General features: G+C 43.5%; 14 protein-coding genes. 8 read left to right on the plus strand and 6 right to left on the minus strand.

Going from position 1 to position 11311, the window contains the following annotated elements; translation table 11 throughout:
* On the plus strand, positions 1-819 hold an 819-nt coding region (locus VIM89_RS13550; RefSeq protein WP_488156701.1), incomplete at its 5' end, for a glycosyltransferase.
* Complete coding sequence (locus VIM89_RS13555) at positions 816-1832, plus strand: glycosyltransferase family 9 protein (protein WP_488156702.1); 1017 nt, start codon at positions 816-818, stop codon at positions 1830-1832. The genes VIM89_RS13550 and VIM89_RS13555, both read left to right, overlap by 4 nt.
* Here the strand turns inward: VIM89_RS13555 and VIM89_RS13560 are convergent.
* The 5 genes from VIM89_RS13560 to VIM89_RS13580 form a co-directional block, all read right to left on the minus strand.
* Positions 1735-2868, minus strand: a complete 1134-nt coding sequence (locus tag VIM89_RS13560; RefSeq protein WP_488156703.1) for a glycosyltransferase family 9 protein — start codon at positions 2866-2868, stop codon at positions 1735-1737. The two genes, VIM89_RS13555 and VIM89_RS13560, sit on opposite strands and share 98 nt — an antisense overlap.
* Positions 2865-3428, minus strand: coding sequence for a D-glycero-alpha-D-manno-heptose-1,7-bisphosphate 7-phosphatase (locus VIM89_RS13565; RefSeq protein ID WP_488156704.1), 564 nt, complete (start codon positions 3426-3428; stop codon positions 2865-2867). The genes VIM89_RS13560 and VIM89_RS13565 overlap by 4 nt, the downstream gene beginning before the upstream one ends.
* A gap of 5 nt (positions 3429-3433) precedes the next feature.
* Positions 3434-4726, minus strand: coding sequence for a glycosyltransferase (locus tag VIM89_RS13570; RefSeq protein ID WP_488156705.1), 1293 nt, complete (start codon positions 4724-4726; stop codon positions 3434-3436).
* A gap of 5 nt (positions 4727-4731) precedes the next feature.
* Positions 4732-5694, minus strand: a complete 963-nt coding sequence (locus tag VIM89_RS13575; RefSeq protein ID WP_488156706.1) for a glycosyltransferase — start codon at positions 5692-5694, stop codon at positions 4732-4734.
* 265 nt (positions 5695-5959) lie between these two features.
* Entirely contained in the window at positions 5960-6115 is a 156-nt protein-coding gene (locus VIM89_RS13580; RefSeq protein WP_488156707.1) for a hypothetical protein, read from the minus strand.
* Between the two features lie 210 nt (positions 6116-6325).
* Between VIM89_RS13580 and VIM89_RS13585 the strand changes: the two genes are divergently transcribed.
* The 6 genes from VIM89_RS13585 to VIM89_RS13610 all read left to right on the plus strand — a co-directional run bounded on the left by VIM89_RS13585 (position 6326) and on the right by VIM89_RS13610 (position 10728).
* A complete protein-coding gene (locus VIM89_RS13585) occupies positions 6326-6967 on the plus strand; it encodes a response regulator (protein ID WP_488156708.1) in 642 nt (213 codons plus the stop codon).
* A gap of 108 nt (positions 6968-7075) precedes the next feature.
* Positions 7076-8077, plus strand: coding sequence for an SDR family oxidoreductase (locus tag VIM89_RS13590; RefSeq protein ID WP_488156709.1), 1002 nt, complete (start codon positions 7076-7078; stop codon positions 8075-8077).
* Between the two features lie 11 nt (positions 8078-8088).
* The gene (locus VIM89_RS13595) at positions 8089-8598 is read left to right on the plus strand and encodes a DUF4142 domain-containing protein (RefSeq protein WP_488156710.1); all 510 of its coding nucleotides are present in this window, start codon (positions 8089-8091) and stop codon (positions 8596-8598) included.
* A 33-nt stretch (positions 8599-8631) separates the two neighbouring features.
* The gene (locus VIM89_RS13600) at positions 8632-9159 is read left to right on the plus strand and encodes a YciE/YciF ferroxidase family protein (protein WP_488156711.1); all 528 of its coding nucleotides are present in this window, start codon (positions 8632-8634) and stop codon (positions 9157-9159) included.
* Positions 9160-9177: 18 nt separating this feature from the next.
* Positions 9178-9348, plus strand: coding sequence for a hypothetical protein (locus tag VIM89_RS13605; RefSeq protein ID WP_488156712.1), 171 nt, complete (start codon positions 9178-9180; stop codon positions 9346-9348).
* A 450-nt stretch (positions 9349-9798) separates the two neighbouring features.
* On the plus strand, positions 9799-10728 hold the full coding sequence (locus tag VIM89_RS13610) for a manganese catalase family protein (protein WP_488156713.1): 930 nt from the start codon (positions 9799-9801) through the stop codon (positions 10726-10728).
* Positions 10729-10749: 21 nt separating this feature from the next.
* Here the strand turns inward: VIM89_RS13610 and VIM89_RS13615 are convergent.
* Positions 10750-11311: mechanosensitive ion channel family protein (locus VIM89_RS13615; RefSeq protein ID WP_488156714.1), on the minus strand; the 562-nt coding region annotated here is incomplete at its 5' end.

The raw sequence follows: 11311 nt of genomic DNA on the forward strand, positions 1-11311 counted from the left end.
ATCAGGGACCTGGCCAGGAACAGGGTGATATCATTACGATTTTTATCAATGGGCACTAAAAAAGGGCCCGCTGCCGCACGCAATTATGGCTGGCTGAATGCCCGTAGTAAAATTATCGCATTTACTGATGATGATTGTCTGCCTGATCAATATTGGCTGAAAGAAATAATGGGGAATATGAACCCGGATAAAGAAGAAGCCATGACAGGCAATGTTATTGTCCCCCGAAGTAACCGGCCGACTGATTATGAGAAAAATATTGCCGGACTGGAATCTGCCGACTTTATTACGGCCAACTGCGCCTGTACCCGTGTAGCATTGTTAAAAATCGGTGGCTTTGATGAGCAATTCCGTATGGCCTGGCGCGAGGATAGCGACCTGGAGTTTAAACTGATCCGCGAAAATGTTCCGGTTAAACATCTGGAAACTGCTATCGTGGTACATCCTGTGCGTAAAGCTAAATGGGGTGTAAGTATCAGGGAGCAAAAGAAGACATTATACAATGCCCTGCTTTATAAAAAATATCCTGAGCTGTACCGGAGCAAAATTCAATCCATGCCGCCGCTGCTTTACTATGCAATTATTGCAGCATTTATGGTGATGCTGGCAGGTCTCATTTTGCACAACAGATTGATAGGTATCAGCGGATTTTACATATGGATATTCCTGACATTCAACTTTATAGTCAAGAGGCTATATACCACCCGGCTTTCGGTTCCGCATATTGCTGAAATGATAGTCACTTCCTTTATTATTCCATTTTTATCCATTTACTGGCAATGGTATGGCGCGTTTAAATACAAAGTATTCTTCCTATGAAATTACCTCCCGACCAGATTAAAAAGATAGCCATTTTCAGGGCACTGCAGCTTGGCGACATGCTATGCGCAATACCTGCTATACATGCTTTAAGAAATGCTTATCCCAATGCAGAGATCACCCTGCTTGGTCTTCCCTGGGCAAAATGGCTGGTGGAGCGGTTTGACAGTTATTTTGACCGTTTCATTCATTTTCCCGGTTTTCCGGGTCTGCCAGAGCAGGCTTTTGACCCCATTGCATTTGCTGAATTTCTGCCGATGATCCAAAAAGAACAATTTGACCTGGTTTTGCAAATGCAGGGCAATGGTTCGATAGTTAATTCAATGATCGAGTTGTTCGGAGCAAAGCACACAGCCGGTTTTTGTATTGATGGGCATTATGCACCCGACAACGATTTATTCATGTCCTATCCCGACCAAGGCTCTGAAATTGACAGGCATATAGCTTTAATGGAATTTCTTGGTATACCGTCGCAGGGAAATGCGCTTGAGTTTCCTTTAAATGCGATGGATTTCCAGGAGCTCGACTATTTGGCTTTACCCATTGAAAAAGGCCGGTATGTTTGCATCCACCCAGGCTCGCGCGGAGCATGGCGGCAATGGCCGACTGAGCATTTTGCTGCCCTTGGCGATTTTTGTCATGAGCAGGGTTATAAAGTTGTCGTCACCGGAACCAAAGACGAGTCGAATATCACCAGCGAGGTCATCGGACAAATGAGTTATGAACCTATAGACGTTACTGGAAAAACATCTATCGGCGCTGTAGCTGCTTTGATCAAGGATTCGGCACTTTTGATATCAAATTGCACCGGTGTATCTCATATAGCCGCCGCCCTAAGGACACCAAGCATCGTGATCAGTATGGATGGTGAACCCGAACGCTGGGGACCGATCAATAAACAATTACACCGCACCATTAACTGGCTGCAAACACCTGACTTTGACCATGTATTTCGTGAAACTGCGGAGCTGGTAAATCAACTGGATGCAGGAGTTCTTTTACCGCAAGGATAATATCATCCGGAGTGGGCATACCGATAGGCTCATTATACAATTTTCTGTTTACATATTGAATCACTTCATTTTTGCTTTGCGCTTCTTCGGCAACGGGGAATTGCAACACCTTGCAAGGTACTCTCCATGGCGTATGTTGTGGATTGGTTTGAGCATACAATACTACAACCGGTGTTCTCACTGCTGCCGCAATATGAACAGTACCGGTATTAACCGAAACCATCATTGGCGAATGCTGCACCAGGCAAATAAATTCTTCCATATCCAATAATCCGGCAATTGAATACGAGCCTTCGCCTATTTCCCGTTGCAGTTGATCAGTAAGTTGCTTCTCAGATGCGGAACCCGTAAGCAAAACCTGCGAGTGCAATTCATCAATTATTCTTCGACAAGTTTCAACCCAGAGATCGAACGGATATTGCCGCTTTGGTTCGCTTACACCCGTATGCACTATCAACCATGGCTGATCTGTTCTAGCACCTGATTTCTCAAGCTTTCGTGCGACGCTGCTCCACACATCATTTACATGCAGGCATAAATTCTCGCAAAACGGATTTGCACCGACAGCCTTAACTAAATCAAAATCACGCCGCACCTGGTGCCTGATAAAGCGATGCGGCTCTTCATCAGGTATCCAATCGGTTAGTAAACCATAAGGATTTTCCCGGCAATAAGCCAGCACTTTGGGTATACCGGCCATATAGGCCAGCATGGCGGTTGGCAATGGATTCTGACTGTAAACGGTAAAAATAACGGCTGCATCAAATCGTCTCAATTTTAATGCATCCACTAAATATTGGATGGAATCGCTTTCAGTAATTTCATTTGTTTTTACCCACGGCAGATCGAAGGTTATTGTTTCGTCCACCTCACTCATAAACGGTGTTATCAGTCGCCCCATGGATGAAGTAAGTACCGTAATATGCGCACCAAATGTATGTTTTAAAGCCCTGATAGCCGGGCCGCTCATGATCAGATCGCCCATATTATCGGGGCGCATGCAGAGAATGTTTTTACAGTCTTTCCAGGTAGTCATGAGAATTGATGAGTAAGAATGTATTCTGCAGCCTCGTTTATGTTCTGGCAGGTTTTTTCCGGGGTTCGGAACTGCCCGGATTTCCATTCGGTTTCGCCGCCGTTACAGATCAAAATGGATCTGCAACCTGCACGGTTACCCGCCTCTACGTCGTTCAGGATGTCACCGATCATCCATGATGAGGAGAGATCGATATTATTCACTTCGGCTGCATGCAATAGCATACCGGGCATGGGCTTCCGGCAAAAACAGTCTACTGCATACTCATGGATAATGCCGTTTGCATAATGAGGGCAGAAATAAAATCCCGAAAGCTTTATACTGAGCGGCTCAAGCAGCGAACGTAATTTTTCTTCGACAATATATAAGTCTTCTTCACAAAAGTAGCCACAGGCTACGCCGCTTTGATTGGAGATCACAATCAGCTTAAAGCCTCTTTCACAAAGCATTTTCAATCCGTCGATACTGTTATTCCTGATTACTATCAAATCAGGATCTACATTATAAGGAATGTCGTAAATAAGCGTGCCGTCTTTATCGATGAAAATTGCTGCGTCCATGGTTGCTATGCCGCCCTGTCGCGACCGATATTGATCAATTTGCTTGCCTGCTTGCTGTTATTCAGCACACATTGATATAGTTCATGCATCTGGTCAGCCACTTTAGCCCAGGTAAACCAGGTGTTCACATGCTTAATGGCATTCAGTCCCATGCGGCTTAGTTTCTCCTCGTCATTTATAATATCCTGTATCTTTTCAGCAAGTTTCCTGGGTTGTCGTGGAGGTACCAGGCTACCGGTAACGCCATCCTTTACACTAAATTTGATCCCGCCTACATTAGCTCCTATAACCGGTGTGCCACAGGCCATTGCTTCAAGCGGCGTGATACCGAAAGGCTCGTACCAGGGGGTTGTGATGAAAAGATCAGCCGCATTATAGTAGAATTTTAGTTTATCACGATCTCGCCGGCCGGCGAATTCTATCTTGTCCATTACCTTTAATCTGCTTGCGACAGTACATAGCCGTTTATATTCATTGTCGGACGAACTTTCCATTTTTTCGGAGTCCCCACCAACAATAATCAGCCTAAAATTTTTTCCGGAGACAGACTTTAGGTAAGCCATTGACTTGATCACATTGTCAATGCCCTTGCGCTCAACCATCCGGCCAAGCTGCAACAAAATGTGATCGTCCTGCGGTAGGCCCAAAATACTGCGGGCTACTGATTTTTCTATCGGATAAAACTCTGCAGAGCTGAACCCGCAGGGCACGATGCTGATCTTCCGGGGATTTGCCCGGTAATGAGCAACCAGGTCGTCCTTGTCCTGCGGGCACTCAGCTATGATATGGTTCGCTTCGCGAACGATCATCTCTTCAATACAAATCCGCTCATCCGGAAATTTATCCTTCTCTGCCTGGTGAATGCGTCGTATATGACCAAGCGCATGGAACGTAATTACAAAAGGAATATCCAGCTCTTTTTTAATACCACTGGCCACCAGCCCCGACATAAAGAAGTTGGCATGGATCAATTCATAATGCAAATGATTGCTGATGATAAACCGGATCATATTATCCCGGAACTCCGGCATAAACTGCAGCATTGTTTCTTTCGCAATGCTGCAGCCAGGCCCGGCCTGTATGTGGATCACCCTCACTCCTTTTTCCCAATTCACTATTTCATTTGCTTCCGCATTGTCACGCCGGGTATATACGTCGATCAAATAGCCCTGCCCGGCTAAATATTTGGCCAGTTGTGCTACATAAACATTCTGTCCGCCGGTATCAACTGTGCCGATACACGCCAGCGGCGACGCATGATCGCTGATAAATGCTATTCTTCTTTTTTTATTCTTCATAAGTATTAATGCACAATTCGCAATTTTCTTCTTACATTTTTTTCAGCCACTTCGCTGAAAAGCTCTTCCCACTCCGTAGTAAATCGCTTTATGTTAAAACGTTCCAGGGCCACTTCCCGACCATTGTTCCCTATCTCGGCCGCCAATGCTGCATCGTCCAAAAGCAGGTTCATTTTATCGATCAGATAGTTGACATTAGTATGAATAAAGCCCGAATAACCATTATCGATCACCGACGATAACTCGGTAGTCGCCAAACCTATCACCGGCATGCCCATCATCATTGCCTCACAAACTGCCAGACCCAAACTGGTATAGCGTATCGGGTTAAAGAAAAAGCGGTACTGGGATTGAAACCTGGGCAATTGAGGGTGAAGAACCTCACCTAATCCCCAATCGCCCGTTCCCATACCTACAAGCTCAAGCTTTACCTGCTTCTGAACATTCAGAAAAATATCGAATCCAAGTAACCGGCCCCGGTCGGGCAGGTTATTGATCACAACAAGGCCCTTGTTTAAAGCTCCTGTATAGATGGCGCCCGGATCAGTTACGCCATGCTCTATCACCCTGGTTGGTGTACTGTTGCTATCCCACATCAGGTTATTAAAATGGGTTACATGCACTAAGATGATGTTGGGGTCGTCTATCAAATGTTTGGTGTTGGTGGGATGTTGCCGCGGAGGATCATGTTCAAGGTATATTTTGGGTAATTGCTGCTGTTCCACAGATAATATCTCAAACTGATCTGCAAGGTAATTCTGGTTAGTTTGAAAAAGGATGCAATCGAATTGGTAATCCCTAACTTCCTCTGCGGGTATCTCGATCACGTTATCACCAAAAGGAAAAGTTTCGCCGCGACCATAGTATCCTTCTGTTTTTTCTTTTTTTGTAGGTATATAAATTTCATAGTTTCCCTGCGAGAGGTAAAACAAATAACTGCCGTGTATATGCCAGGTGAATATTTTCATGTTGTCTTTATTGTGCTTCTGCTATGATTTCAGAAGCGGTTCTGTTCATAGGACAACATGTCAGAAGCGAACGGGGTTTGTCCGGGAAATACGGTAAATGGAGAGGAAAAATACCTGTTTTGAATATTGGAGGGTTGTTTTTTGCAGAGGATTGTTAAGGTTTCCTTATTCTCAATCCTGTAAAGAGAAAGATGAGCAGGAAAACGAATACGACTATGAATATGTACTCAACTGTCATCATTATTAAATATTTACATGCCTTTTATCATCCTGCAAGGCCTTTTTTTAGTTCATCATGATGAGCCTCTTTTTGTCGGCTCTTTTTGCTGTCTTTCATAGCGGTGTCACTCATATCCGGTGCTTTTAAATTCCAGCTTATACTTCCTGCGAGTACTTTCCAAAGTTTCTTGATTTTGCTCATAAAATTTTAACTAATAAACAAACTAACAACAATCTGACCCTCTACAGAATTCAACACCTTATCTAAACCATAGTTTTTGATGTTAATACGCATTATTTTTTGCGGAAAATACCTGTTTTGAAATTAGTTAAGTATGACCTTGCTATTTTTAATTAGAAGTAAAAACAATAAACCAGTTTTTTAATTAAAAATATATATAAAGAGTTGATAATGATTAAAGTTCTATTAGCAGAGGATCATCAGATTGTACGTAATGGTATTAAGAACGTACTGGAAAGTGACGGATCGTTCGAGGTTATCGCAGAAGCATCAAATGGCAAAGAGGCATTACAATTGATCGAGCAGGGCACGTCTCCGGATATTCTTTTAGCTGATATGAACATGCCTGACATGAACGGAATTGAACTGGCCGAAAATCTAAAACAAACCGATCACCGGCATGTGAAAACCGTGATGCTGACCATGTTTGATAATGAGAATTACGTATGGGATGCATTCAATTCGGGTGTACACGGTTATTTATTAAAGAATATCAGTACCGAAGAATTAACTTTTGCCTTGTCGCATATTCACCGCAATAACAGATACATCTGCTCAGATCTGGCTATACGTATGCTTAGTTTAACAGCCCATAAAAACGATGTTACCGACTGTATGGTAGATTTTTCGAAACGGGAAACAGAAGTACTTTCATTAATAGCACAGGGCTATACTAACAAAGAGATAGCCGATAAACTTTTTACCAGTCGCCGCACGGTGGAAGGCCATCGTCAAACCATGATCAACAAAGCTAATGTTCGTAATTCGGCTGAGCTGATACGCTTTGCTGTAAAAAACAGCCTGATCGACTAAGGACGTATTTTCATCATAAAAACAGGTATTTTCCACAAAAACCTATTTTATTCTGGTTCATTTATTTGGTAGAGCATGATTTAACTCAATCAGAAAAAACATCTACCTATGAATAATAAAGACAAATTAACACGGCGACAAGTTGTTGCCGGGCTCGGAACAACACTCGCGGCGGTAGCTATTTCTCCTGCATTTGCTGCGTCCGACCATTCCGATGGCCCTGGAGATGCAAAAATCTCCAATCCTAAGGAACTCTATCCAAAGCCTCCGTTTAAAAGTCAGCCCCAACCCTGGCCGGGCTTGCAAAGCAAGATGAACCCGGTTCCTGATTGCGGAGAAAAAAGCTATAAAGGTTCCGGCAGACTAATGGGTCGAAAAGCACTGATAACAGGCGGCGATTCGGGCATGGGCCGTGCCGCTGCCATTGCCTATGCACGTGAGGGCGCTGATGTAGCCATCAACTATTTCCCTTCTGAAGAACCTGACGCACAGGAAGTGATCGCATTAATTAAAAAAGAAGGCCGAAAAGCAGTAGCTATTCCAGGCGATCTGCGTGACGAGGCATTTTGCAAACATTTGGTACAAAAGGCGTTGAGTGAACTTGGTGGGCTGGACATTATCGTGAATAATGCAGGACGTCAGCAGTCAGCAAATTCGATACTGGATATTACCAGCGAAGCATTTGATTCGACAATGAAGACCAACATCTACGCGCCATTCTGGATCATTCGTGAAGCATTACCACACCTGCCACCGGGTTCAGCCATTATCGGCACGACTTCGGAGCAGGCTTATGATCCGAGTCCTGATCTGTATGATTACGCCCAGACTAAAGCTGCGACAATGAACTATGTTAAATCTTTGGGTAAGCAACTAGGTCCCAAAGGCATCCGTGTAAACGGCGTAGCTCCCGGACCTGTTTGGACGGCGCTGCAGATAAGCGGCGGTGCACAGCCTGATAAACAGCAAATGTTTGGCAGCTGGACCCCGCTGGGCAGACCGGGGCAACCGGCTGAGCTGGCTTCCATCTATGTGCAACTGGCTGCCGCAGATGCAAGCTTTGCCAACGGGCAGGTATATGGTTCTTCGGGTGGTTCGGGACAACCTTAAACAATACCGTTATGAAAAAAATAATAATAACGATGCTATTAGGTATGGGAGTGCTTATTGCCAAAGCGCAAATTCCGCAACCCGATCCGGATACGACCGCAAAGCACTTTTTGATTGTTGCCAGCATAGGTAATTTACAGGAAGTAAATGCCGGTCAGTTAGCTGTGCAAAAAGCTAAAAATGCAGATGTCCGGTCATTTGGTCAGATGATGGTAAAAGATCACGGCGATGCCGAGCAAAAATTGTTGCAATTGGCGAAACAAAAAAGAATTGATATCCCAACATCGGCTTCAGGTGGTATTCAGCCCGATTTAAACCTAAAAAACGCCGGTGACAGTTTTGACAAGAAATTTGTTCATGCTATGCTGAGCGGGCACCGCAATACTGTAGAAACATTTCAAAAGTATGCAACAACCGGGAAAGATCCGGACGTCCGTGCGTTTGCCCAGCAAACGCTGCCTACCCTTAAAGCGCACCTGGCAGCAATTACAGCTATCGACAAACAAATCAATTCAAAATAAACAGACTGAATTAATCATTAAAAAACAAAAACTATGGAAACACAAACAGCAGTGCAGGATTCAAAATTGAAAGAGTTTTTCACCGACCAATTGATGGACATTTATTGGGCAGAAAAGAAACTGGTAAAGACACTTCCAAAAATGGAAGAAGCTGCTACCACGCAGCAATTAAAAGACGCATTCAGAAGCCATTTAACCGAAACGGAAGGACACGTTACCCGTATTGAGCAGGTCTTTGGTATGGTCGGTGAAGAGGTTGACTCGACTAAGTGCGCAGCAATGGCCGGTATTGTTGACGAAGGTGAAGATATTATTGACGACACCGACGAAGGCACCGCACAAAGGGACGTAGGCCTGATCTTTGCCGGACAAAAAGCTGAACACTATGAAATAGCCACGTATGGCGGATTAGTAACGCTGGCAAAAACATTGGGCTACGAAGATGCCGCAAACCTGTTACGGCAAACATTGGATGAAGAAAAGAACGCCGACCAAAAACTCACATCCATCGCCGAGAACGATATAAACTATCAGGCTGCTCAAGAACAGGCCGAAGATTAAATTCAATAATTTTTTAAAATGAATTCCCGGCAGGATAATACCAGCCGGGAATTAAAATTCACCAGCATGTTATTACCATTTGCATTTGTATTTATAGGATTATTCATTGTGATAGCGATTTTTCTGCTTATCAGGAAACAAACCACAGGTAAAAGAGAAATGCGGGACAAAAACCAGAACAAGAGGTAATTGCCCCGCTTCAGTTTAAAAAGCAAGTTGGTTTAGTCGTTTTCGCCGGATTGTTGTTCACTGCGGGGTGAACGAAAAAAACGCATCACAATCCAGGCTATGCATGAAAACACCAATGCCACTAATACATTTTTTGGTCTCTCTATATTCATGTTCTCTGATTTTATTAATATTTTACTGATATTTCTCCTTCCGGGGTGAAGGGCACTAATTATGTTCCGTGAACTTTTCGCAGTCTCTTGTATTTAGGATAACATAACAAACAAATTGTCTGTTTCACCGGAAAATACGCTATTTATTTATTACAAACACGCATTGAACTATCGGATTTTAATAAAAATCTAAAAGCCGTATTTCACACATCCAAAACCCGTATTTATTGCATAAACTGCATTTCCAGAGCCTTGTTATTCTTTAAAGATTAATAAATCACCATTAAATTCTAAGATTATGTTTTATCACGTTAAAGAATTACAATTCAATGCGAGGGTATCGAAACCCGATCCCCGTTTTGCAAGATTATTACTCGAGCAATTTGGTGGAGGCAACGGTGAACTAAAGGCAGCTATGCAATATTTTACGCAAGCATTTTCGTGCAAACAGCCTTATCCTGATAAATACGACCTGCTGATGGATATCGGCATCGAAGAATTCAGTCATTTGGAGATCGTCGGCGCTACCATCCAAATGCTTTTAAGTGGCGTTGGAGGCGAATTAAAAGCTTCGGCCGATGAATCTGAGCTCATGCAAACGATGGATGGAAAGAGTACAAAGGAAGGCTTTATGCATGAAGCGATGTTTAATCCGCAATTTGCCGTATTGAGCGGCGGCGGTCCAACTGTGACAGACAGTAACGGCATTCCCTGGTCTGGTGCTTATGTAAATGCCAACGGTGATCTTACGGTCGATTTACGATCAAACATAGCCGCTGAATCAAGGGCGAAAATTGTATACGAATATCTAATGTCATTTACCGACGATCCCTACGTGAAGGAAACACTCCGTTTTCTGATGACACGTGAAGTGGCCCATTATCAACAATTTGAAGCGGCCTTAAACAGCATTCAGCCAAACTTTCCGCCAGGAGTACTGCAAAGCGATCCGCGTTATAGCAACCTTTATTTCAATATGTCCGACAGCACAGAAATGCGTGGCCCATGGAATGAAGGCACCAGCTCTCAATTAAATGAAACCTGGCAGTGTATTGAAAACCCTGTTGAATGCATCAGGGAAACAAAAGGGTTGCAGGATATTGAACCTGAAGGTACTGACCGGACGGAAGAAACAGTACAGCAAATGGACAAGCAATTACGCGAAGAACGCAGTGAAGAAATAAATCAGGCTGTACCTACAGGAGAAAATCAATGGTGCGAATATTAAATTCGTGGATATATTAATTTATCATAAGCCGGGTATTTTTATACCGGCTTTTTTAATGTCTTCAAATAAAGCTTCCTGTACCGCGAGTTTAGTGTCATGAAACCCGTGGGCCTTAACCCATAGGCTAATCTCTAATATAAAGCCATCGGGTTGTATTTCACCTATTCCAACGCGCTTTTTGGGGCTTTTCAAACAATGTTCTGATTTGTCAAGCGATTTTTCAATCACGGATTTTACTTGTTTTACATCAATATTATTCGGAAACTTCAGATTGATGTCCAGCCTGCGCGTGCCTTTTCTGCTGGTATTGATGATCATCTGGTTAGAAAGCTGGCTGTTCGGTACAATAAGCACGCGATTGTCAAATGTCTCCACTATGGTATAAAAAATCTGTATAGAGGTAACTGTTCCTTCCATACCGTTAGTGTTGATGTTTTCACCTACTTTAAAAGGCTTCAAAAGCATGATCAGCACACCGCTGGCAAAATTCTGCAATGTTCCCGAAAGAGCTAATCCTGCAGCCACACCAAAAGCGCCAACCAGTGCAGTGAACAACGTCATCTCGATCCCCATGATCTGCATC

It is taken from the genome of Mucilaginibacter sp. (genome assembly GCF_036568825.1).
Taxonomy (GTDB): Bacteria; Bacteroidota; Bacteroidia; order Sphingobacteriales; family Sphingobacteriaceae; genus Mucilaginibacter.